The sequence below is a fragment of the Vibrio sp. 03-59-1 genome (genome assembly GCF_013114135.1).
In the GTDB taxonomy this organism is placed as follows: domain Bacteria; phylum Pseudomonadota; class Gammaproteobacteria; order Enterobacterales; family Vibrionaceae; genus Vibrio; species Vibrio cortegadensis.
This window is the reverse complement of the sequence record NZ_VTYA01000011.1, coordinates 25,033-47,885: the sequence shown is the minus strand read 5'-3', so window position 1 is coordinate 47,885 and position 22,853 is coordinate 25,033. Positions and strand designations below refer to the sequence as shown.

The window sequence follows — 22,853 nt, the reverse complement described above, 5'->3', positions numbered from 1 at the left end:
AAGATGGATGATGAAAATGAATGCAAATGTCCACCACCAGGTCTCGCGTTATGGATGGGAACGTTTGCCGATTTAATGTCACTACTGATGTGCTTCTTCGTTCTGTTGCTTTCCTTTTCAGAAATGGATGTACTGAAGTTCAAGCAAATCGCTGGTTCGATGAAGTTTGCCTTTGGTGTTCAGAATAAGCTTGAAGTAAAAGATATTCCGAAGGGGACCAGTATTATTGCTCAAGAGTTTCGTCCGGGCAGACCTGAGCCAACGCCGATTGATGTGATCATGCAGCAGACGATTGATATTACCCAACAAACGTTAGAGTTTCATGAAGGTGAATCGGACCGTGCGGGTGGTAATAAGCGTGATCAAGGTAAGTTGAACGGCGGACAATCGCCTGAAACCTCTACTCAAGATAACCAAAATACGGAATCTGAACAGCAGCAACAGCAAGCGGAATCCATGTCGGAAGAGATGGAAACATTGATGGAGAACATCAAGAAAGCGCTGGAGCGAGAGATTGATCAGGGGGCGATTGAAGTTGAAAACCTAGGTCAGCAGATTGTCATTCGTATTCGAGAGAAAGGCGCATTCCCTAGTGGTTCGGCGTTCTTACAGCCTAAATTCCGCCCGTTGGTAAGACAAGTTGCCGAGTTGGTTAAAGACATTCCGGGTATTGTTAGAATTTCAGGTCATACAGACGATCAACGCCTCGATTCTGAACTGTATCGTTCAAATTGGGATCTCTCTTCTCAGCGAGCGGTTTCTGTGGCCCAAGAGATGGAGAAAGTTCGCGGATTTTCTCATCAGCGATTACGAGTGAGAGGCATGGCGGATACCGCACCTCTGGGGCCGAATGATACAGAAGCTCAACGTTCAATTAACCGACGAGTTGAAATCAGCATCATGCAAGGCGAACCTATTTTTAGTGATGAAGTTCCTGTCTTATAGTTAACTCTTATTAATATAGTTAGCACTCATTAATAAAGGCTTCTAATTAGCGATTCGTTAGCTTTAGGAGCCTTTTTTATTTCTGAGATAAACTAAACTCGAAGGTGGTTATTCATCTCCCTCTTTCCTTTAGTTTGAGATCTCATGTATAATCTTGCGCCCTCAGTGGGGCTGTGCATTCGAAGGTTTCAGCCTATCGACAGTTTGAATATAAAATCGAAAGTTTGGATATAAACAAGCTAGCACCTAATCAAGGTTGAATAAATCAATCTGATGCCCACGCAGAGAGACAACCTCATCTTGCAAACCCTAAAATTATTGTGAAGAAAATATGAAATTTATTGTTAAGCCCCATCCGGAAATTTTTGTAAAAAGTGAGTCGGTGCGTAAGCGCTTCATCAAAATTTTAGAATCTAACCTTCGCATTATCATTAAGCGCCGAACTGAATCTGTTGCGGTATACAACCGTCGCGATCATATTGAAGTGAGCGCAAGCTGTGATAAATACTACGAGCAAGTGCTTGAAATCCTGACTCATACATCAGGTATTCACCATACGCTTGAAGTTCTTCAAACTGAATTCACTGATATGCACAATATCTATGAGCAAGTGTTAGAGCGCAGTGGTAGCAAGATTGTTGATAAAACATTCGTTGTTCGTGCTAAACGTCGCGGCCAGCATGATTTTACTTCAATTGAACTTGAGCGTTATGTTGGCGGTGGTTTAAACCAAGCAGTAGAAAGTGCGAAGGTTAAACTGAAGAAGCCAGATGTATCAATCAACATTGAAGTTGAAAACGATAAATTAAACCAAGTGATTGAACGTCACAAAGGATTAGGCGGTTTCCCTCTAGGTACTCAAGAGGATGTATTAAGCTTAATTTCTGGTGGCTTCGATTCTGGTGTATCCAGTTACTTACACATCAAGCGCGGTTCTAAAACGCATTTCTGCTTCTTTAACTTAGGCGGCCCTGCTCATGAGATTGGTGTTAAGCAAGTTGCTCACTATCTTTGGAATAAGTACGGATCTTCTGCAAAAGTGAAGTTTATTGCGGTGGATTTTGAACCTGTCGTGGCTGAAATTTTAGAAAACGTCGATGACGGCCAAATGGGTGTCGTTCTAAAACGTATGTTCATGCGTGCTGGTGGCATGGTGGCAGAACGTTTTGGTATTCAAGCCTTAGTGACTGGTGAAGCGTTAGGCCAAGTTTCAAGCCAAACGTTAACTAACTTACGCCATATCGATAACGTGACCGATACTCTTATTTTGCGCCCACTGATTAACTGGGATAAAGAAGACATTATCGATCTATCTCGAAAAATTGGCACGGAAGATTTTGCCAAAGTAATGCCAGAGTATTGTGGTGTTATCTCTAAGAAGCCGACCATTAAAGCTGAAAAGGCGAAGTTAGAAGCTGAAGAAGCGAACTTTGATTTCTCTATCTTAGATGGTGTGATTGAGAATGCTCGTATCATGGATATTCGTGATATTGAGAAAGAGAGTAAAGAACAAGCGCCAGAAGTTGAACAAGTGACTGCGGTTGAAGAGAATGCGGTAGTACTTGATATTCGTAGTGCTGAAGAAGAAGAGGCTAGCCCACTTGAACTGGATAGCGTTGAAGTGAAGCATTTGCCTTTCTTTAAGCTTGCGACTCAATTTGGTGATTTGGACCAGTCTAAGACATACCTATTGTACTGTGACCGTGGCGTAATGAGCCGCTTACAGGCGCTTTACCTGCAAGAGCAAGGTTTTAGCAATGTAAAAGTTTATCGCCCTTAGAAACCGTTAGAGCGTTAGCTGAATTAAAACCGTTTACGATTCACTGATAAAGTGAGTAGTGAGCGGTTTTTTTATGGCCACTACTTTATTTTGAGATTGTTTCTTTGTCGTAAGCCTTTCTGATTTTCTAAGATAAGAAGATAAGAAGATAAGAAGATAAGAAGATAAGAAGATAAGAAGATAAGAAGATAAGAAAAAAGTGACAGATAAAAAAACACCGCCATATAGGCGGTGTATAAAAATTTGACAGACAGGTCAAAAAAACAGGAAGCAGTCTTATCGCCACAGGGATAATGGGCAATAAACTACGGTAGAAATTCTACCTAACTCGAAATACGAGTTTGCAAACACAACATCGCAACAACTAAGCCAATTGATTCTGAGAGAACCAAGCCGTTCAGGCTAGCGCTGCGGGATGAAATATAGAATTTCTCTAGCCCTTAGGCAATGGACAATTTATAATGTTTCAGATTAAAAAAACTAATGTATTTTTTAGAGCGTATTTATGTCCAGAAGATTGCCACCATTAAACTCGTTAAAAGTGTTTGAAGCTGCGGCTCGACACTTAAGTTTTACCCGTGCCGCTGAAGAACTTTTTGTTACTCAAGCCGCTGTGAGCCATCAAATAAAAGCGCTGGAAGAGTTCCTTGCGTTGAAATTATTTCGCCGCCGAAACCGCTCTTTGTTACTAACAGAAGAAGGACAAGGCTATTTTCTTGATATCAAAGATATCTTCACTTCTTTAGCCGAAGCGACCGATAAAGTGCTTGAACGTAGTGAAAAAGGGGCTTTGACCATCAGCCTTCCGCCAAGTTTTGCAATTCAATGGCTTGTCCCTCGGCTTTCTGATTTTAATCAACAGCAACCTGATATTGATGTACGAATCAAAGCGGTTGATATGGATGAAGGTTCACTGACCGATGATGTGGATGTGGCGATCTACTATGGACGAGGAAATTGGCCAGGATTAAGAGCCGATAAACTCTATCAAGAATTCCTGATTCCACTCTGTTCACCCTCGTTACTTTTAAGTAACAAACCATTAGAAACTCTAACTGATTTAAATCATCACACTTTGCTTCATGATACCTCAAGGAAAGATTGGAAATCGTTTGTGAAGCAGAACTCAATCGAAGGTGTAAATGTTAACCAAGGGCCAATTTTCAGTCACTCGACGATGGTGCTTCAAGCTGCGGCTCATGGACAAGGGATTGCACTTGGTAATAATGTACTGGCTCAGCCGGAAATCGAAGCGGGTCGTCTGATTGCGCCTTTTGATGAAATATTGGTGAGTAAGAATGCGTTCTATGTAGTGTGCCACGATAAACAGGCTGACATGGGGCGAATTGCCACTTTCCGTGATTGGATGTTAGCGAAAGCGCATAAAGAGCAGGAAGAGTTACTGGATGACTGAGAATAATCATCAGCTGATTAATGGCGCAGAGCATAAGGCGACGTTTATTTTTGCTCATGGCGCTGGCGCGGGAATGGATCACCATTTTATGGTTTCTGTCGCGCAAGGGTTAGCTGAAAAAGGCATTAAAGTGGTGCGCTTTAATTTTCCTTATATGATTCAGCGAGCAGAAATGGGCACCAAGCGTCCGCCCGATCGCGCTCCTAAGTTGCTCGATGCTTATGTTGACGTCATCAATGAACATGCAGGCGTACCAGTCGTTATTGGTGGCAAATCGATGGGGGGAAGGATGGCGAGTTTATTAGCCGATAACCCTCTCGTCGCGGGAGTGGCTTGTTTGGGTTTTCCATTTCACCCTCCGGGTAAGCCTGAAAAATTTAAAGGCGATCACTTAGCGACAATCGAAAAGCCTTGTTTAATTTTGCAAGGGGAAAGGGATACATTTGGTAAGCGTGAAGAGTTTACTGACTTTGATCTATCTCCGATGATTGATGTGGCGTTTCTCCCTGATGGCGATCATGGCTTTAAACCGCGTAAACGTTCTGGTTTTACCGAGCAGGGGAATTTAACCTTAACAATAGATAAGCTCTCTGCTTTCATTTTTGAGGTTTTAGATGAAAAGTAAGTATTTACTCACTATTGCAGGGATGTTTTCTGGGCTTGGTGTGATGTTAGGGGCCTTTGCCGCGCATGGTTTAAAGGCTCAATTAGCGCCATACTTGCTTGATGTTTTTAATACGGGAGTGCTTTATCAATTGCTTCACTCCTTCGCGATCATTGCTTGTGCGGTGTTGCTGCGCTTTAATCTTGGAATAAAGTCGCAAAAATATTTTTTCATTGCGGCAATTTGCTTTATTATCGGCATCCTTTGTTTTAGCGGCAGTTTGTATGCGCTAGCACTAACAGGCATAAAATGGTTTGGCCCAGTCACTCCATTTGGTGGTTTGTTGTTTATTGTCGGATGGGGAAGTTTCTCTTTCGCGGCATTCAATATTAATGAGGTTACTAAGTGAAACACGTATTACTGTATTGTCGTTCTGGTTTTGAAAAAGAGTGCGCAGGTGAAATTCAAGACAAAGCAACGCAACTTGAGGTGTTTGGTTTTCCTCGTGTAAAGAATAATAGTGGTTATGTTCTTTTTGAATGCTACCAAGATGGTGACGCGGAAAAACTGATCCAGAGAATCGATTTTCAATCATTGATTTTTGCTCGCCAAATGTTTGCGGTTGCCGCTGAACTAAAAGAGTTGCCGTCTGAAGACCGCATCTCGCCAATTTTGGCTGAACTTGGTGATATTGATGGTTTCCCTCGTTGTGGTGATATCCGCATCGAAACTCCAGACACTAACGAAGCGAAAGAGTTGCTGAAGTTCTGTCGTAAATTTACGGTGCCGCTGCGTCAAGCTCTACGTGGTAAAGGGATCTTGTTCAATAAAGACCACCCTAAAAAACCAGTACTGCACCTTTGCTTTATTGCGCCTGGGCACTGCTACGTTGGTTATTCACTACCAACTAACAACTCTCAGTTCTTCATGGGTATCCCACGCCTGAAGTTCCCATCTGATGCACCAAGCCGTTCTACACTGAAATTGGAAGAAGCGTTTCACGTATTTATTCCTCGTGATGAGTGGGATGAGCGTTTAGCATCAGGCATGTGGGGTGTCGATTTAGGTGCTTGCCCGGGTGGTTGGACTTACCAACTTGTTAAGCGTTCAATGTTCGTTCACTGTGTTGATAACGGCATGATGGCAGATAGCTTAATGCAAACTGGCCAAGTTAAGCACCATATGGAAGATGGCTTCAAGTTTGAACCACCACGTAAGAACGTGACATGGCTTATTTGTGACATGATTGAGAAACCATCACGTGTTGCTCAGTTAATGGGTGAGTGGTTGATCCGTGGTTGGGCGAAAGAAACAATCTTTAACCTTAAGCTGCCAATGAAAGGTCGATACGATGAAGTGCTACAAGATATCGAGAACTTGAAGCAGTTTTTGAGTGACAATGATGTGAAATATAAGCTGCAAGCGAAGCATCTTTATCATGATCGCGAAGAGATCACGGTGCATATCCAATCTCTATCGAATATTTCACCCTATTAATATCGAGTAATGTGAGAGTGATAAGTTAAGTTCTTCGCTTAAGCTTGCATGTTCTACATCAAATAATTCAAGGCCGCTGTCTTATACTTTAAGACAGCGGCCTTTTCGTTTATTGAGCCGTAGGATTGTCAAAGCTGCTTGCTATGAGTCTGGCTGTTCGAACCTCAGGTCTTGTAAATTAAAACCGAGTTCAATGTCGGTTTTGAGTGCCGATATTTGCTTACAGATTCGAGCTGATTCAATGTGCTCATCGAATTTCTTACGGTATTTTGGTAGCAACTCTTCTGAAGCATGTGCTTGTTCTATATCTTTAAACTGCGTCAAAATCTCTTTTGCTGCTTTGGGGCCAATGCCGGGGATTCCGGGAACTTGGCTAGAACTTACGCCCGTGAGCCCCCAGTAATCTGCTAGTTGATCTGGTGTAACGCCAAACTCTTTCTCTATGAAGGGTTCGTCTAACCAGCGGTGCTGAAAATAATCACGGATCTGTAATGTCGGGGTAAGAAGTTGGCAGTAGCCTTTGTCTGTTGAAATGATGGTGACTTTCTCACCGTGACTGGCGACTTTGGTTGCCAGTGTTGCGACTAAATCATCGGCTTCATCGCCCTCAGACAGCAGTGAGTCTATTCCTAGCTCCCACCATGCTTGCTGGATCGCATCCAACCCTTTCATAAGCGGTTCAGGCATGGGTTTGCGGTTCTGCTTATAAGTAGGAAGTACCTCGGCTCGCCACCCTCTGTCTTGTTCGTGGTGATCGAATACAGCGATGATATGAGTCGGTTGAGATTCCGATAAAATGCGATTTAATGTGCGAGTGGTGGTGGTGATGGTTCTTGCAATATCGTTAGGATCTGGCTGGGCAGAGTGCACCCGGCGGATCAGGTTGAGCGCATCGATAATAACAAGATGAATAGACATAACATTCCAATAAAATAAGGGGCCATTTAGCCCCTTATAGTAACTGACTTAGGAATCAGTTTAAACGCTGTTGCCGATGATCTTAACGGTTTGCGATTCGGTAGCAGGGAACATAAGCACTGCCCGGTAGCTTCATGCGTTGCTGCTCAACAAAATCATTCAGTAGCTTATCCATTTTTTTCATCAGTGACGCATCGCCATCAATGGTGAATGGACCGTGACGTTTGATCTCTTTGATCCCCTCCGCTTTTACATTACCAGCCACAATACCAGAGAACGCTTGGCGTAAATTGGCGGCCAAGTTTTCAGGGCGTTGGTTTAGGTGTAGATCCAGATTCTTCATATTGTCATGAGTCGGGTCGAAAGGAAGTTGGAACTCCGGGGCTATTTTTAGTGACCAGTTGTAGCTGTATGCATCGCCGCTCTGTTTTCTATGCTCACGTACTTCAGGCATGGCTTGGCTCATTATTTGCGCCGCTTTTTGCGGATCATCAATAACGATTTGGTAATGTTTCTGTGCCGCTTCGCCTAGTGTGTCACCAATGAATTTATCAATGGAGCGGAAGTAGGCTTCACTCTCTTTTGAGCCCGTCAATACGATTGGCATCGGCTGATCTTTATTTTCTGGGTGCATCATAATGCCGAGAATATACAGCAGCTCTTCAGCCGTTCCCGGTCCTCCAGGGAAAATAATGATCCCATGGGCCATGCGGACAAACGCTTCTAAACGCTTCTCTATATCAGGCATAATGATAAGTTCGTTCACAATTGGGTTAGGCGGCTCTGCAGCAATGATTGACGGTTCAGTTAATCCAAGATAACGCTGTTCAGCGTAGCGCTGCTTAGCGTGGCCGATAGCGGCACCTTTCATCGGCCCTTCCATCGCCCCTGGGCCACATCCTGTACAGATATTCAATTCACGCAGCCCAAGCTCGTGCCCAACTTCACGGGTGTATTGGTATTCGCTAGGATTAATTGAGTGACCACCCCAACACACCACTAAATTTGGCTCAATGCCAGGGGTAAGAGCACCTGCATTGCGTAATATCCCAAAGACGAGGTTCGTAATGTGAGTGGCATTCGTGAGGTTAAGATGCTGGTTATCTGCTAAGTGCATATTGACGTAAACAATATCGCGAAGCACAGAAAACAGATGTTCTTGGATCCCTTTAATGATCTCTCCGTCCACAAAGGCATGCTCTGGTGGATTATGGAGCTCAAGTTTTATTCCGCGTTCACGGCGCATCACATTAACATCGAAAGATTGATACTTATCGAGCAACTCTTGCGAGTTATCGGTGTGGCTACCTGAGTTCAATACCGCCAGTGTGCAGTTTCGATATAACTGGTATAGATCACTAGATGCAGTTTTTTTAAGACGCTCAACTTCAAGTTGAGAAAGCAGATCCATGCTACCTGCTGGGCTAATATGAGTGATCATAATGCCTCCTTTGGTGAGAGGTGAACAAAATACCCACGTTGTAATTAGAATCGATGCTACTGGACTAATTTGATGACAGAACAAATGCAAATGGTTCAGTTGTGAACAACTTGGAGAGGTTCATTTTTGTAGTGGGTATCATTTAGCTTAGCAAACAAATTGGGGATTGTTTTGTGATAACTGATTGAAAAATTTATAGCAAATGAATAATTAGGACAAAAGGGAATGAGGAAAGGTGGAAATAGTACTTAAACTATTTCCATACCACTTGATTCGTTCCTAGGTTTTTCGCTTCATTCAGTGAGCAATTTAATCGCTCTAAAATGATTTCGGGAGTATCAGAATCTTTAAAGCTAGTCGTTGATGCCGAGAGAGTGATCGTGATGCTCTGATCTCTAAATTTGAACGGTAACTTGCTGACACTTTGCTGAATGCCTTTGATTAACTCATGGCAATATTCGTCGGTTTGTTCAGGCAAGATCAAAATGAACTCTTCACCTGAAAAACGAGCGACAGTGTCGGTATCACTTGCCGCTTTTGCTATGGTGCGTGCAATGATTTTAAGCGCTTTATCTCCGGCAGTATAACCAAAGCTATCGTTGATTTTTTTGAAGTTATCGATATCAAAAAGCACCATTTTCAATGCTTTTTGCGAACGTATCCAGCGACGATATTCCAACTCTAATCGATCCGTTAAGGCGGTACGGTTATACACCTTAGTTAAAGGATCAAGCAGCATTCTTTGAGCTTGGTCATCCAGACGTCGACGATAATCTTGGGTGACTTCAAAAAGGGCTTCTAACTGGTTTTGACCATATGCCATTCTTTCGTTGAGTGCTTGTTCACGCTGTTCTGCATGATGTAAGCGTTCAGACAGTGATGACAGTTGGCTAAGAAGTGGGTTAATAGTTTGTTTTAATTCATCTAATTCTGAAGAATCTTGGACGGACTCCTGGCTTCGCTTAACCAGTGAGCTTAGCTCATCGTTCATCCCTTTTCTGTGTTCAAAATAGCTTTGGCTTTGATCTGAATTTTGTGACGAGGTTTTAAGTGAAGAGGCGAGTGATGAATTAATTTGTTCTAAAAACTGTTCTGACGTTTTACGTTCTAAATGAGTACCCTGAATGACCAGTTTCAATATTTGTAATGTCAGCTCAAGGAGAGACTCCGTCGATACTCCGATCAGTAGCTTTGCTCGAATATCAATGAGGACATCACCGGACTCACCATCGAAATCGAGTTCCGTGATTAAGTGTTGTAACTCATCTGTTAAGCAAGAGAACAACTCTTTATCAGGGGAGTGATCAAAACTCCCAACCGAATGGCTAGAGTTAGACGCCATTATTTTAATGGCACGTTCATAAATTGTTAGTAAGCGAATCGCGTGATCGACCTTTTTGTTCCCATTTGTCGCCGGGAAACTCAGTAAATTACGCAGGTCACGTTTCAGTTGAGCAGGTAAGCCTGTCACTCTCTGAAGTGTTTCACCACTATGCTTGATCTGTTCATCAAGATGTCCAGTTTGTTTTTCCATAGCCAACGTTTTTTGTTTTAGCATTCTTTCTAATACCGCAAGTCGTGGTATCAGGGCGCTAATTTCTTTTTGTTGTTCTAATTCTTGTTTTAGCGCGATTAAGTTGCTATCAAGTTGAGAATTTGTACCTACACAAGCTGAACTTAAAGATGTGACGATACGCTTAAGAATCTTTTGTTCTCGTTTAAATTTGAATGATGTATCTCTCTGTGTCAAACGCACTTGTTCCAACTGACTTTTTAGCTGGTGTAACTGTGTTTGAATATCTTTTTCGAGAATGCCCATGGATTGTTAAACTTCGACAAATGATCAAGCGTAAGCTTATTAATGAATCTCTCGATAATAGCAAAAAAAGTCACAAGGTCACGTGTTGCAAGTGCCGACAGGGCAGTTTTTATTCATCTTTTAGCATTTTTTTGATGTTATCCTCATTCTGGTAAGAAGATTGAATTTTTATTAGGCCTTGATTTATTGCATGTTTACACGCTTCTCTTATGTTACCAGTTGCAAGGCTTGCCGCAGGGGCATTATCAATCGCTTTGAAATATACCCATTCGCTACTGTGTTCTTTGAGGCTTATATCACGAGCAAGGTGTGTTGACATCAGTAGAACATCAAGCAGTTCTTGATCGTTTATTGCCGTATAGGCGCGTGGCAAAAATGGATAATCCGCGATACCAATACGAATACGACGATTGATTTTTCGATTGGGTTCAAACTCATTAATCCAAGTTTGGATTTTGCTAAACATCGCCTCTGGTGAAGCATTACGGTCTGAATTTGATTCAATATACAACAAGTTAGCATCAGAGAAGTGATAAAGGCGTGAGGAACCTTCAACTTTGGAAGCAAGGTATTGTCCAAAGGATTCTTCTAATTGTAGTCCAGATTTGTATCCGTGTTGGATATACATACTGCGTAAAAAAGGCAAATCAATCATCACAAACCGTAGTCGGTCATTTAATGGCTCGTGAATGAGCTCTCCCATTTGCCACTGCTCAAAGGTATCACTCGTTTTTTGGAGTGAACTTGATAACTTGGCATTAAGCATGCGTAAGTTACGCAATTTTGAGCGTGAATGAGTATAGAGCTGCTTGGTTAATTTACTATTTTGTCGGTTGAGAGCCTGGATAATGAACCCTCTGCGCATGACGACAAAAAACAGAATTATAGAGAGAGCAAACAGGGAAAACGCGATTTTTTGATATTTTCGATGTTCGATCGCCATCTGCTTTAGCTCATTTTCTTGATTGGCGTAATGCAGAGTTTGTTCAGCGAACTCTTTTTGTTGTCTAAAGGCATCCTCACTGATCTGGTTGAGTTGCTGCTGTTTTATCGCCACTAACATGTTGTATTTTTTCATGTAATCAAGGGCGAGGGCATACTGCTCATTTTGTTCGTAACCCATTGAAAGTAAGTCGTATGAACGTTGCATAAGATCTTTGTTTTTGATGTTCTTCGCGATGGCTAACGCTTTATGAGCGTGAATAATGCCATTTTTACTTTCATGCTGATGATAAGCTAATCCCGATCTTAATAGTTCAGCTTTAGCTCTGAGTGCTGAGATGTCGGTGTATTCTAAAAGTTCGATTGCGCGGTTGAGGTACTGCTCTGCAAGAGGGTAGTTGTAAAGGTTTAGGTAAGTGGCCGCCAAACTGATGCGCACTTCGATAACTTGTTCTATGTTTTGTGCGGTGCTTTCATGATCCAGTACATTAAAAAAGTGCACTAAGGCTAAATTATATTTTCCTTGTTGAAAATAGATTTCGCCCATCATTTTTAAGACATGAGATAGAATAGGTGACTGGTCATACTTATTGTAGAAATCAGCCGCTTGAGACAGATGCTCAATGGCTTTATCCAGCACTCGTCTTTCAAGGAACAGTTGCGCTAATAATCGGTTTACTTGTGCCAGTTGCGGGCTTAAATCGCTCTCTACTGACTTCCAATAACCAAACAGTAATTCAGATAAAGCTCGATTGTACTGTTTGTGGTTGAGGTAGAACTCCCCAACTTGTAAATGGTATTCAATGAGGTTTTTTTCGGAGTTACTGGTATTAATGAAGTTTTTTGCTTCGGCGTAAAAATTCTCCGCCGCTGATATTTCACTTTCTTTCGATGCGATCTTTGCTCTAAGCATGGTTAGGCGGTAGGTAATGCCTCTGGTTAGTTGCTGTGAGTTGTCTAGCAACTGTAAGTTATGATCGATGTTATCAAGGGATAGCTTCGCTTTTGTTGAGTCGTGATCGGTTAACCAAACAAGGCGAGTTCTTAAAATATCAACGTCCATCTTTTGGTAAGGAAGGCGATGTGTTTGGGTAAGGGTAGAGGCTAAATCGAGTTGTTCTAATGCTTGACGAGTATTACCTAGATTGAATTCGGCTTTGGCCAGAACCTTATATGCATCAATGCTGGCTCTAGGTGAACGAAGTCGGTTATCTGCCTCTTCTCTTGAAAGTGCAGTTAGGCTTTTATCACTTTGATCGGAAAGTTGGCGCTGTACAAGATAGTTACTTGCAATTTTTTTTGCCTGTATTGGTGAGATCTCAACCAATTTATTTGCATCATTAAGCTGAGGCGATGAGTAAATGGTGGCATTTACTCCTGACGATAGCAGTGCACAAAATAGCAATAACAGTCTTAGCCAGCGCATTTTAATTCCTTTGAGTTTATATATCGATTGATTTGTAAATCGATTACTGACGAGCCATGCGACAGTTGTGGCTTGGCTTTGCTTGCTCGGTAGAACGGTACGGGTTGATGTCTAATCCACCACGGCGAGTATAGCGTGCAAAAACAGTGAGTTTGCTCGGCTGACAGTATTTCATAATATCAGTGAAAATGCGCTCAACACACTGTTCGTGAAATTCATTATGCTCACGGAATGAAACTAAGTAACGCAGTAATGACTCACGGTTAATCTGTTTACCTTTATATTGGATTTCAACACTGCCCCAATCTGGTTGATTGGTGATTAGGCAGTTTGACTTCAATAGGTGGCTGTGCAGAGACTCTTCAACGATGTTAGTACCTGCCGCGCCAGAAAGCAGTGTAGCATCGAAATCATAGCTAGTGATTTCAATATCTTGCCCGTCAATACAGTCACCTTCCATCGTAACAATCGCTTGATTGGTGTATTGGGTAACAGGGTTTACTTCGACTTCAACCGCTTCTCCTGCACACTGTGACAGATCTTTTGCAAGGCTTACTTGAACGGATGACCAGTCGTTGAAGCGAGTTTGATTGTAGCTGTTAAGGTAGAGCTTAAAAGATTTAGATTCAATCAAGTTTGAGCTCGTCGCGGGGATATACACTTCAGCTACGGCGACTTGCGGTAGACCTTTATTATTGAGCCATGATAGTTCGTATAATGTCCAAATATCGTGCCCCATAAATGGCAACTCGTCACCTAATTCAAGATCATCTCGGTTTAGGCTACGTGGTACGGGTTGTAGTAGGCTTGGATCGTACTGAGATGCGTATTCAGTCTTTTGACCAAGGGTTAAACCTGCTAGCTCTTTTGCGTCAGAATATTTGCTCATACTTTCGTTTAAATTCGATTAGAATGGCATGAATTTTACTGAATCCCCCTTTTGCTGTCATTAAGCATTTGCTTGGTTGCCTTCAACTATTTGTATAAAAGGTGGGGTCACACATTTATCTTGTCCATCTTTTAGGAGATCTTCATGGATCAATCTGCCGAGAAAGCTTTATATTCATTCAGTCAACGCTATCTTGATGAGTGGCAAAAACAGCACAATAGCTTGCCAGTTAACCAAGAACTGGTGGATTTAGTTTCCCCTTGTGTAGAAGAAAAACGTGCCGATGACGTGTTATGGAGAGCGCACTCTCGAGATCAGAAAGCGGATTTCACGAATGTTGAAAATGGCATTGAGTTGACGTTACATGACGATATTAAAACCTTCTATGGCACGCAATATAGCGCGGATATGGATGCCAAATGGCAAGATAACTCACTGACGCTGCTTCAAGTTTGGAGCGATCATGATTTTGAACTTTTACAAGAGAACATTTTGGGACATTTAGTAACGCAGCGTCGTTTAAAGTTAAAACCGACGGTATTTATTGCGGCAACCGATGCTGAGTTGGATGTGATCTCTATTTGTAATTTAACGGGTAATGTCATTCTGGAACGCCTAGGGACAAGCAATCGTGATGTACTGGCTGAAGATTTAGCGGAATTTTTAACGAAACTTGAGCCTGAGGTTTAATTATGTACGTTGTTGAACTCCAGTTTGAGTGCTTTGATAACACGACGGTTTCAGCTGTCGATAAAGCAGTAAATGGTTTGATGGATGCATTTCGTTACAATGGACAGGTACTCGGCCGCGAATTTCCTATTGTGATGGGCGACGGAGAATTTTTTGTTCGAGTAGTGTGCCCAGAGCAAGATAGTTTGCATCCGCGGAATCACTCAGACTTCGTTAAAGTGTGTTTTGATCGCTTGTCTAACGCGTGCCTTCTTGCGCCTAAAATGCGTTTGTTAGGGCGAGATCTTAACTCCGAAGAAGTGGCAGAAGATGAAACACCGAGTTGGCAGGTGTTATACACGACATTCGTTCATACTTGTTCACCTTTGCGCAGTGGCGATAGCTTGCTGCCAATCCCTTTGTATCGCAACCCTCCTACATTCAACGGCGACCATAAAGCCGTACTGAAATGGCAGACAGAATGGCAAGCCTGTGATGAAGTACAAATGGGCGGTGGTTGCCGTGCTGAACATGCAACGCTAGCTGAAATCAGTGATACTAAGAGTGTATTGTTTAAACGTGGTTGGGGGTTAAGAGGGCGTATTGAGTATCTGACTAAGGTACCAACCTACTACTATTTATACCGTGTGGGTGGAATCAGCTTGAAAGATGAAAAAGAGCGCAAATGCCCTCAATGTGGTGGTGAATGGCTGCTTGATGCGCCGATCCACGATATTTTCTATTTCAAGTGTGATGATTGTCGACTGGTGTCAAACATCTCTTGGGATCATCTTAAGTAACTCTCCTGTTTTGATTTAAACGTCATATTTTAGATGTCGGAGCACTACCTAAGTGTTCTGATATCGACTTTCCCTTTGGTATTAATTATTTACCTTCTTGTTTCCTTACTCGATTTCATGACTTCGATACCGATCTTTTCCCAATATTTCTTACTCCCTAATTGTTAGCTACTGTTCCCTGAATACGCGCAGAACGTGTTATCCCCCTCTTGCTTCAGCTCCAATGTATTCATTGAAATAATCCAACACTCATCAACTTTTAGTCACCTCAATAGTTAGCCTGATCACAATAATCAATCAGTTCTCTTTCAATTTATATTCATCTCAATATAAATGGGATCGATCCCATGGGAATATTCCCATTTTTGGTAATCACCTGATTCTAAATCTAAAAGGAATGGACGATGAAACTGTTACCTATTGCTGCAGCGCTTACTACTGCTTTACTTACTCCTAGTTTATACGCTGGTGAAACCGCACCATTGGAATTTAATGGCTACATGCGCGGTGGTGTTGGCCTTAGTAATGAAGGTGGTTCAAATAGCAAGTGGGAGGTGAGTAAGGTTGGTCGCCTCGGCAATGAAAATGACCTGTATGGTGAGTTTGGTTTTAAGAAAGAGGTGTATGCAGAGGGCGACGTTTCGTTTTTAGTTGATTCTATGTTGTCGTACTGGCAAGGACAAGATGAGAACGCTGCGGATAAAAACGTTGATGTGGTGCAATTGAATGTTCAGGCTGTAGGGGTTTTTGAAGATAAGGATATTGGGATTTGGGCGGGTGAGCGCTACTACCAACGTCATGATGTGCACATCGTTGATAACTATTACTGGGATGTAAGTGGTATTGGTGCTGGTGTTGAACACATCAATATGGGCCCAGGTAAATTATCGGTGGCTTTGATTCAAGACACGGTCACGGGTGACATTGCCGATGGTAAAGAAACCACAGCCATGATTGCTGATGTACGTTATGCGGGCATTCCACTGTGGAACAATGCTGATCTTGAGGTCGGTATTGATGTGAACTTTGCCAATGAAAAGCAAGGTCAAACTGTGGATGCGGATGACAGCGTAATGCTAACGGCGAGCTTGAATCAGAATCTTTCAGGTGGCTTCAATAAAACCATTCTACAGGTTGCTAACTCTGGTTATGCAGAGCAGATGACGACTTTTGGGACGGGTAAAAATATCGTTCGTGATGCAAACAACAATGACGCCGATGGCTTCCGATTGATTAACTGGGGCGTACTTGCGATCGGTGAGAACATCGAGTTTGGTCATACTGTTCGTTATGCCGCGTCAACCGGTGTTGGCGCCAATAACAGTGATGATGATTCTTTTAGTGCGGTAATTCGCCCGCTTTACAAGTGGGATAAACGTATGCGTACCATCCTTGAAATTGGTGGCTTTGTTGAAACTATTAATAACCAAGATGGTGCGGGTGGCAAGCTTACTGTGGCTCAGGCTTGGGTTCCGCAAGTGGGTTTCTGGTCGCGTCCTGAATTTCGTATCTTTGCGACTTACCTAAACGACGCTGAAAACGACAATGCTTTCGGTGAAGGTAAAAACAGCGAAATGAGCGTTGGTATGCAGGTGGAAGCTTGGTGGTAAGTCGACTTTTCTAACTAATCTCAACCAACAAAAAAGAGGCTGACATTATGTCAGCCTCTTCGGGTAGCTATAGGGTGCTGTCGTTTAGTTGATTACCAACCTTTTACTACGCCACCTTGGAAGATCTCAGACGCTGCGTTGTATACTTCGTCTGTTTGGTAAGATTTTACAAAGTTTTGTACGTTTTCAGCGTCTAGATTTTCAATACGAGAAACAATGATGTTCACGTATGGAGACTCTTTATCTTCAACAAAAATACCGTCTTTTTGTGGTGTTAAGTTGATGCTGCTTGCGTAAGTGGTATTGATTACTGACAAAGCCACATCGTCTAGAGAGCGAGGAAGTTGCGCTGCATCTAGCTCAACAATCGTAATATTCTTTGGGTTGCCAACGATATCGCGAACGGTTGCTAGAAGACCAACGCCATCACGAAGTGTGATAAGGCCTTGCTGCTCTAAAAGAAGTAGAGAGCGGCCAAGGTTTGTAGGATCGTTCGGTACCGCAATACGTGCATTGTCTTGGATTTCATCAACACTTTTAACCTGCTTTGAATAGCCTGCAATTGGATAAACAAAGGTATTACCCGCAATCGTGATTTTGTATTCACGGTCAGCGATCTGTTGATCTAGGTATGGCTTATGTTGGAACGCGTTGATATCGATTGAACCATCGTCTAACGCAGCATTAGGAGTAACATAGTCAGTAAAAGTGACGAGCTCAACATCAAGTCCAAACTTCTCTTTAGCAACTTTAGCGGCAACTTCTGCTACTTGAGCTTCTGCTCCTGCCATTACGCCGACTTTGATTTTTGAAGTATCGATCTCTTTTTCTCCACAACCTGAAAGCACAAGTGCTGAGGCGGCAACGGCAATGGCTAATAAGCCCTTAAGATTAAATTTCATGACTCTCTCCTTGTTATATGATTATATTTTTTATCTAACTATCGGTGATCAACGCGGCGAACTAGTGCATCGCCAATCGATTGAATTATTTGTACTAATATAATAAGCATTACAACCGTCACTGCCATGATAACAACGTCGTAGCGGTGGAAGCCGTAGCGTATGGCGACATCACCCAAACCACCACCACCAACAGTTCCTGCCATTGCAGAGTAACTGACTAGCGTCACCATGGTGATCGTGACTGAGTTAATAATGGTTGGTAGTGCTTCCGGTAATAATACTTTGGTAATAATCTGGCGTGGCTTAGCACCCATTGATTGCGCGGCTTCGACTAGACCTGTAGGGACTTCTAAAAGCGCACTTTCAATTAAGCGTGCAACAAATGGGATAGCGCCAATCGTTAAAGGAACAATGGCAGCAGTCGTGCCGATGAAGGTGCCAATTAACAATTTAGTTAAAGGAATAATCGCGACCATCAAAACTAAGAAAGGGACTGAACGTCCGATATTGACGACTGCACCTAAAATACTATTGAGTTTGGTATTTTCTAACAGCCCACCTTTTTTACTGGTATGCAGAATTACACCTAGTGGGATCCCCACAGCAAAACCTACAATGCCAGCGACTGCGACCATGTAAAGGGTTTCAAGAGTTGCGCCTAGTAGTAGGTCACCATTTAAACTTAGCCAATCGATGATTGAATTAAAGGACATAACCTAATACCTCTACTTTTACTTTGTGTGCGCGTAAAAATTCAATCGCGCCGTTATCATCTTGTTCTGTTCCGAATAATTCAGCGACCATCATGCCGAATTTAACCCCGCCAGCGTAATCTAAGTCTGAGCTTAAAATACTGACATCGATATTGAATTTACGTGCGATTTGCGTCATTAACGGCGCGTCAACGGTTTCCCCAGTAAACTCCAAACGCAATAGAGGGTAACTGCCATGTACTCGTGTTTCTTGTAGTCGAGCTTGGTAATCTTCAGGAATCGAAAGATCTAAGGTCGAGCGGATAAATTGATGGGCTAACTCTGTTTTTGGATGAGCAAAAATATCGCCAACACTGCCTTTTTCTACTAGTTTTCCGCCACCAATAATAGCCACTTCATGACAGATGCTTTTAACCACATCCATTTCGTGAGTGATCAATAACATGGTGATATTGAGTTTACGGTTAATCTCGCGCAGTAACTCTAGAATTGATTGAGTAGTTGCGGGATCTAGCGCGCTGGTGGCTTCATCACAAAGCAGTACTTTTGGATCAGACGCTAGCGCACGAGCAATGGCGACACGCTGTTTTTGTCCGCCACTTAAATTTGATGGGTAGGTCTCTTTCTTATCCGCCAAGCCAACTAAATTGAGCAGTTCAGTGACTTTTTTGTTGATGTCACCTTTGTCTACTCCTGCAAGCTCTAACGGTAGGGCGATATTACCAAAAACAGTTCGAGAAGAGAGCAGGTTAAAGTGTTGAAAGATCATACCGATGTTACGTCTTGCAGCACTTAGCTCAGATTTAGAGAGTTGTGTTAAGTCAACACCATCAACAATGACAGAGCCACTGGTTGGAGCTTCTAGCATGTTGACACAGCGTATAAGAGTACTTTTCCCTGCCCCTGAAGAACCAATAACCCCAAAAATACCACCTTGAGGGACTTGGAGGTTTATATCTATTAAGGCATTGATTTCTTTAGTACCTTGATAGAAAGTTTTGTTAACTTGATTAATTTTAATCATCTAAAAACCTATGCAGGAGTAACAGTGGAAAATGTTGTTCAAAGTTTGAATCTATAGAAGATGCTATGGGCTAACTTGATTTAAGTCAATAGATATTTTGACGTCTAGACGTCTAAAGGGCAATTAGGTAGTGCCGTAAGAAATAAAGCGTGTAATAATTCTTTTCATATAGAGTAGATAGAGACATAAATTTTGGCGAAACCAGCAGTTTTTCTAGATCGCGATGGTGTGATTAATGTTGATCATGGCTATGTGCATGATGAGCATGATTTTGAATACATCGATGGTGTCTTTGAGGCGACAAAGAAGCTTCAAGATATGGGGTACATGTTAGTCCTCGTGACGAACCAATCGGGCATCGCTCGTGGCATGTTCAGTGAAGACCGCTTTTTGTCTTTAACGCAATGGATGGACTGGAATTTTGTCGATCATGGCGTTGAGCTTGATGGGATTTATTACTGCCCGCATCACGCAGAACATGGCGTGGGTAAATACAAAGAAGATTGTGATTGTCGTAAGCCTAAACCCGGTATGTTTATCTCTGCTCGTGATTTCTTAAAAATCGATATGGAAAAATCCATTATGATTGGCGATAAAGCAGAAGATATGATGGCAGCCGAAGCGGCAGGGGTTGGAACGAAAATTTTAGTGAGGACAGGTAAACCAATCACTGAAAAAGGTGAAGCCATTGCCACCGTTGTACTTGATAGTATTAAAAATGTTCCAGATTACGTGCTAGGTGCTTAATGAACAAAAAACTCACTATTCTTGATATTGCCAAACTTTCTGGTGTAGGGAAATCAACCGTTTCACGAGTTATAACCAATGATCCGAAAGTGAAACCTGCAACACGAGCAAAAGTTGAACAAGTAATACAAGAGTCTGGCTATGTTCCATCAAAGTCAGCGCAATTGATGCGAGGTGGGAGTCAAAAAGTGATCGGGGTTATTATCTCTCGCCTCGATTCTCCCTCTGAAAATCGAGCGGTGAGTACGATGCTCGCTGAGCTTTATCGTGCGGGCTATGATGTCGTTATTATGGAGAGCCAGTTCAGTCGGAGTAAAACCAATGAACATTTAGCAGTATTACAAAAGCGTAATGTTGATGGTGTGATTGTATTTGGCTTTACTGATTGTGATGTTGAAGCTCTGAATTTATGGCAAGAAAAAGCCGTCGTTATTGCATTGGATACTCAAGATGTATCTTCGGTCAATTATGACAGCATAGCCGTGATCCAACTGGCCATTTCTCATTTAGAGCTGATGGGTATTAACGATATCGCCTTTATAGGGGTAGATCCTAGTGATCGTTCCACTGGTGAACTACGTTTAAGTGCCTATCTTGATTGGTGCAAGAGAACGAGCGTCGAGCCTAATTATAAGACAGGCCAGCTGCACCATGAAAGTGCTTATGGGTTAGTCGATGACGTGATTACGGAAACAACACAAGCGATTGTCTGTGCGAGTGATACTCTTGCCCTAGGCGTAATCAAACGTCTACAAGAGCTGAAACGTACGGATATTGCGGTGACAGGTGTCGGCGGAAATGATCTGCTTTCTTTTCTTTTTCCGAACATCTATAGCATTGACCCTGGCTACTCTCAAGCTGGAGAAAAGGCAGCTAAGTTGTTGATTGTTCAGCTTTCTGGTGAGGGTGGTATCACACATGTAACCCAAAAGCCTGTTGTTTAAAGCAGGCTTGTAACCCTTTTAAATAATGACTATTCATCCATGATTTTAAAGGAAGTTACCCTAAATCGTGCCGTGAAACTCACCATTGATTCCTATCTATTTAAGCTATTGTTTATTCATTTAAAATAAAATATTGTGTGATCTCTTTCAATTAATGGGAATGTTCCCATTTAAAGATTCTATTGATCTGTGCAATATACTCACATTGGTGTTTGGGAATGTTCCCATCGTGATAGGTATGAAAGTAGAGCTTGTTTGCGGGCACAGCCTTACTAACGTGCAGAATTCAGGAATAGAAATAGGGTGGATAGTTATGAGTAAAATAGCGAGACAAGACGTTGAGCGTCTTATACAGCTTGTCGGAGGGAATGATAACATTGCTAGTGTTAGTCATTGTCTCACTCGGTTGCGCTTTGTATTAAATGATACGGATCTTGCAAATAAGCAGGAACTAGAATCAATGCGCTTGGTGAAAGGCTGTTTTACTAATGCAGGACAATTTCAGGTTGTTATCGGTACTGAAGTTGATGAGGTTTACGCTATTCTCATTGAATTATCAGGCAAAAGTGAAGCGTCAAAAGATGAGTCTAAGCTCGCTGCTCGTCAGAACATGAATATATTAGAGCGCGGAATTTCCCATTTAGCAGAAATTTTTGTTCCGCTTTTGCCCGCAATTATTACGGGTGGTTTGATTTTAGGTTTCCGAAATGTGATTGGTGACATTCGCATGTTCGACGGAAAAACCCTTGTTGAAATCAGTCAATTCTGGGCAACCGTACACTCATTCTTATGGTTGATTGGTGAGGCAATCTTCTTCTTCCTTCCTGTTGGTGTTTGTTGGTCTACCGTTAAGAAGTTAGGTGGAACACCAATTCTTGGTATCACGCTTGGGGTTACCTTAGTCTCGCCTCAATTAATGAATGCTTACATGATCGGTAAACAAGTGCCAGAAGTCTGGGATTTTGGGCTGTTCGTAATTGAGAAGGTAGGCTATCAGGCTCAAGTGATCCCTGCAATGTTAGCCGGTGTAGCATTAGCCTTTATTGAAACTAACTTAAAACGTATTGTACCTGCCTACTTGTACTTGGTGGTGGTGCCATTTGTCTCCATTATTCTTTCCGTCATTTTAGCTCATGCTTTCATTGGTCCCTTCGGACGTGTGTTAGGTGATGGCGTTGCTTTTGCGGCAAAAGCGGCAATGACAGGAGATTTTGCGGTGATTGGTTCCATTATCTTCGGTTTCTTGTATGCACCGTTAGTCATTACCGGGATCCATCACACCACGAACGCTGTCGACCTTCAATTAATGCAAGACTTAGGTGGCACGCCAATTTGGCCTCTAATTGCTTTGTCTAATATTGCTCAGGCATCAGCTGTAGTGGGTATTATTATTCTGAGTAAGAAAGAGGGCGAACGTGATATCTCTATTCCTGCCGCTATCTCTGCTTACCTAGGGGTAACGGAACCTGCGATGTACGGTATCAACTTAAAATATAAGTTCCCAATGCTTAGCGCGATGATCGGTAGCGCAGCGGCGGCGGCGATTTGTGGCAGCGCTGGCGTTATGGCGAACGGTATCGGTGTTGGTGGTCTGCCCGGTATTCTGTCTATTCAACCTCAGTACTGGACAGTTTACTTAATAGCGATGCTGGTGGCGATTGTTGTACCTGTGGCGTTAACACTACTCAGCTACAAGCGAGCACAAGCGAAAGGTGAGTTAACTGCCGTTAACGGATAATAGATTTTGGAGTGATGCTTTTGTCACT

Annotated in this window: 20 protein-coding genes; 12 read left to right on the top strand and 8 right to left on the bottom strand. The window is 42.5% G+C overall.

All coding sequences use genetic code 11. From position 1 onward, the window contains the following. Positions 1-3: 3 nt before the first annotated feature. From F0249_RS12485 to rlmM, 6 genes are all read left to right on the top strand, one after another. Positions 4-945: a flagellar motor protein MotB gene (locus F0249_RS12485; protein WP_017051721.1), complete on the top strand. Its 942-nt coding sequence runs from the start codon at positions 4-6 to the stop codon at positions 943-945. A gap of 331 nt (positions 946-1,276) precedes the next feature. Then, positions 1,277-2,725, top strand: coding sequence for a tRNA uracil 4-sulfurtransferase ThiI (thiI, locus tag F0249_RS12480; RefSeq protein WP_171756890.1), 1,449 nt, complete (start codon positions 1,277-1,279; stop codon positions 2,723-2,725). Positions 2,726-3,230: 505 nt separating this feature from the next. Next, the gene (locus F0249_RS12475; protein ID WP_017052997.1) at positions 3,231-4,139 is read left to right on the top strand and encodes a transcriptional regulator GcvA; all 909 of its coding nucleotides are present in this window, start codon (positions 3,231-3,233) and stop codon (positions 4,137-4,139) included. Continuing rightward, the gene (locus F0249_RS12470) at positions 4,132-4,764 is read left to right on the top strand and encodes an alpha/beta fold hydrolase (protein ID WP_171756889.1); all 633 of its coding nucleotides are present in this window, start codon (positions 4,132-4,134) and stop codon (positions 4,762-4,764) included. The genes F0249_RS12475 and F0249_RS12470 overlap by 8 nt, the downstream gene beginning before the upstream one ends. Further along, positions 4,754-5,152: a DUF423 domain-containing protein gene (locus F0249_RS12465; protein ID WP_017052999.1), complete on the top strand. Its 399-nt coding sequence runs from the start codon at positions 4,754-4,756 to the stop codon at positions 5,150-5,152. Before F0249_RS12470 ends, F0249_RS12465 begins: the two co-directional genes overlap by 11 nt. Next, on the top strand, positions 5,149-6,240 hold the full coding sequence (gene rlmM / locus F0249_RS12460; RefSeq protein WP_017053000.1) for a 23S rRNA (cytidine(2498)-2'-O)-methyltransferase RlmM: 1,092 nt from the start codon (positions 5,149-5,151) through the stop codon (positions 6,238-6,240). Before F0249_RS12465 ends, rlmM begins: the two co-directional genes overlap by 4 nt. A 141-nt stretch (positions 6,241-6,381) precedes the next feature. Here the strand turns inward: rlmM and xni are convergent, their stop codons facing one another. The 5 genes from xni to queF all read right to left on the bottom strand — a co-directional run bounded on the left by xni (position 6,382) and on the right by queF (position 13,675). Next, the gene (xni, locus tag F0249_RS12455) at positions 6,382-7,158 is read right to left on the bottom strand and encodes a flap endonuclease Xni (protein ID WP_113796492.1); all 777 of its coding nucleotides are present in this window, start codon (positions 7,156-7,158) and stop codon (positions 6,382-6,384) included. Positions 7,159-7,240: 82 nt separating this feature from the next. Continuing rightward, on the bottom strand, positions 7,241-8,599 hold the full coding sequence (ppnN, locus tag F0249_RS12450; protein WP_017053002.1) for a nucleotide 5'-monophosphate nucleosidase PpnN: 1,359 nt from the start codon (positions 8,597-8,599) through the stop codon (positions 7,241-7,243). Positions 8,600-8,852: 253 nt separating this feature from the next. Beyond that, positions 8,853-10,418 (bottom strand): diguanylate cyclase, encoded by a 1,566-nt coding sequence (locus F0249_RS12445; protein WP_113796488.1) that lies wholly within the window; start codon positions 10,416-10,418, stop codon positions 8,853-8,855. Between the two features lie 109 nt (positions 10,419-10,527). Beyond that, entirely contained in the window at positions 10,528-12,786 is a 2,259-nt protein-coding gene (locus F0249_RS12440) for a lipopolysaccharide assembly protein LapB (RefSeq protein WP_171756888.1), read from the bottom strand. 43 nt (positions 12,787-12,829) lie between these two features. Continuing rightward, the gene (queF, locus tag F0249_RS12435; RefSeq protein WP_171756887.1) at positions 12,830-13,675 is read right to left on the bottom strand and encodes an NADPH-dependent 7-cyano-7-deazaguanine reductase QueF; all 846 of its coding nucleotides are present in this window, start codon (positions 13,673-13,675) and stop codon (positions 12,830-12,832) included. A gap of 144 nt (positions 13,676-13,819) precedes the next feature. Between queF and syd the strand changes: the two genes are divergently transcribed. The 3 genes from syd (at position 13,820) to F0249_RS12420 (ending at position 16,754) form a co-directional block, all read left to right on the top strand. Then, positions 13,820-14,365 (top strand): SecY-interacting protein, encoded by a 546-nt coding sequence (gene syd / locus F0249_RS12430; protein WP_171756886.1) that lies wholly within the window; start codon positions 13,820-13,822, stop codon positions 14,363-14,365. Positions 14,366-14,367: 2 nt separating this feature from the next. Next, the gene (locus F0249_RS12425; protein ID WP_017053007.1) at positions 14,368-15,144 is read left to right on the top strand and encodes a Zn-ribbon-containing protein; all 777 of its coding nucleotides are present in this window, start codon (positions 14,368-14,370) and stop codon (positions 15,142-15,144) included. A gap of 404 nt (positions 15,145-15,548) precedes the next feature. Next, the gene (locus tag F0249_RS12420; protein WP_017053008.1) at positions 15,549-16,754 is read left to right on the top strand and encodes a carbohydrate porin; all 1,206 of its coding nucleotides are present in this window, start codon (positions 15,549-15,551) and stop codon (positions 16,752-16,754) included. 92 nt (positions 16,755-16,846) lie between these two features. Here F0249_RS12420 and F0249_RS12415 read toward each other — a convergent pair whose 3' ends face one another. Genes F0249_RS12415 through metN form a run of 3 tightly spaced genes read right to left on the bottom strand, consistent with a single transcriptional unit; the run spans position 16,847 to position 19,396 of the window. Next, on the bottom strand, positions 16,847-17,656 hold the full coding sequence (locus F0249_RS12415) for a MetQ/NlpA family lipoprotein (RefSeq protein ID WP_113796478.1): 810 nt from the start codon (positions 17,654-17,656) through the stop codon (positions 16,847-16,849). 38 nt (positions 17,657-17,694) lie between these two features. Then, on the bottom strand, positions 17,695-18,372 hold the full coding sequence (locus F0249_RS12410; protein ID WP_017053010.1) for a methionine ABC transporter permease: 678 nt from the start codon (positions 18,370-18,372) through the stop codon (positions 17,695-17,697). Continuing rightward, on the bottom strand, positions 18,362-19,396 hold the full coding sequence (gene metN, locus F0249_RS12405; RefSeq protein ID WP_017053011.1) for a methionine ABC transporter ATP-binding protein MetN: 1,035 nt from the start codon (positions 19,394-19,396) through the stop codon (positions 18,362-18,364). The genes F0249_RS12410 and metN overlap by 11 nt, the downstream gene beginning before the upstream one ends. Before the next feature lie 192 nt (positions 19,397-19,588). On the opposite strand from metN, the gene gmhB reads away from it, so the two are divergent. The 3 genes from gmhB to treB all read left to right on the top strand — a co-directional run bounded on the left by gmhB (position 19,589) and on the right by treB (position 22,825). Then, positions 19,589-20,143 carry a D-glycero-beta-D-manno-heptose 1,7-bisphosphate 7-phosphatase gene (gene gmhB / locus F0249_RS12400; protein ID WP_017053012.1) on the top strand — a complete coding sequence of 185 codons (555 nt, stop codon included), beginning with the start codon at positions 19,589-19,591 and terminating at the stop codon, positions 20,141-20,143. Beyond that, positions 20,143-21,087 carry a trehalose operon repressor TreR gene (gene treR / locus F0249_RS12395; RefSeq protein WP_171756885.1) on the top strand — a complete coding sequence of 315 codons (945 nt, stop codon included), beginning with the start codon at positions 20,143-20,145 and terminating at the stop codon, positions 21,085-21,087. The genes gmhB and treR overlap by 1 nt, the downstream gene beginning before the upstream one ends. A 313-nt stretch (positions 21,088-21,400) precedes the next feature. Continuing rightward, positions 21,401-22,825: a PTS trehalose transporter subunit IIBC gene (gene treB / locus F0249_RS12390; RefSeq protein WP_017053014.1), complete on the top strand. Its 1,425-nt coding sequence runs from the start codon at positions 21,401-21,403 to the stop codon at positions 22,823-22,825. Positions 22,826-22,853: the final 28 nt, after the last annotated feature.

Coding starts and splice junctions, on each gene's coding strand:
- ppnN (WP_017053002.1), bottom strand. CDS start 8,599: ATGATCACTCATATTAGCCCAGCAGGTAGCATGGATCTGCTTTCTCAA.
- F0249_RS12445 (WP_113796488.1), bottom strand. CDS start 10,418: ATGGGCATTCTCGAAAAAGATATTCAAACACAGTTACACCAGCTAAAA.
- F0249_RS12420 (WP_017053008.1), top strand. CDS start 15,549: ATGAAACTGTTACCTATTGCTGCAGCGCTTACTACTGCTTTACTTACT.
- F0249_RS12485 (WP_017051721.1), top strand. CDS start 4: ATGGATGATGAAAATGAATGCAAATGTCCACCACCAGGTCTCGCGTTA.
- F0249_RS12470 (WP_171756889.1), top strand. CDS start 4,132: ATGACTGAGAATAATCATCAGCTGATTAATGGCGCAGAGCATAAGGCG.
- treR (WP_171756885.1), top strand. CDS start 20,143: ATGAACAAAAAACTCACTATTCTTGATATTGCCAAACTTTCTGGTGTA.
- F0249_RS12410 (WP_017053010.1), bottom strand. CDS start 18,372: ATGTCCTTTAATTCAATCATCGATTGGCTAAGTTTAAATGGTGACCTA.
- metN (WP_017053011.1), bottom strand. CDS start 19,396: ATGATTAAAATTAATCAAGTTAACAAAACTTTCTATCAAGGTACTAAA.
- queF (WP_171756887.1), bottom strand. CDS start 13,675: ATGAGCAAATATTCTGACGCAAAAGAGCTAGCAGGTTTAACCCTTGGT.
- syd (WP_171756886.1), top strand. CDS start 13,820: ATGGATCAATCTGCCGAGAAAGCTTTATATTCATTCAGTCAACGCTAT.
- F0249_RS12475 (WP_017052997.1), top strand. CDS start 3,231: ATGTCCAGAAGATTGCCACCATTAAACTCGTTAAAAGTGTTTGAAGCT.
- F0249_RS12425 (WP_017053007.1), top strand. CDS start 14,368: ATGTACGTTGTTGAACTCCAGTTTGAGTGCTTTGATAACACGACGGTT.
- treB (WP_017053014.1), top strand. CDS start 21,401: ATGAGTAAAATAGCGAGACAAGACGTTGAGCGTCTTATACAGCTTGTC.
- thiI (WP_171756890.1), top strand. CDS start 1,277: ATGAAATTTATTGTTAAGCCCCATCCGGAAATTTTTGTAAAAAGTGAG.
- F0249_RS12465 (WP_017052999.1), top strand. CDS start 4,754: ATGAAAAGTAAGTATTTACTCACTATTGCAGGGATGTTTTCTGGGCTT.
- F0249_RS12440 (WP_171756888.1), bottom strand. CDS start 12,786: ATGCGCTGGCTAAGACTGTTATTGCTATTTTGTGCACTGCTATCGTCA.
- xni (WP_113796492.1), bottom strand. CDS start 7,158: ATGTCTATTCATCTTGTTATTATCGATGCGCTCAACCTGATCCGCCGG.
- F0249_RS12415 (WP_113796478.1), bottom strand. CDS start 17,656: ATGAAATTTAATCTTAAGGGCTTATTAGCCATTGCCGTTGCCGCCTCA.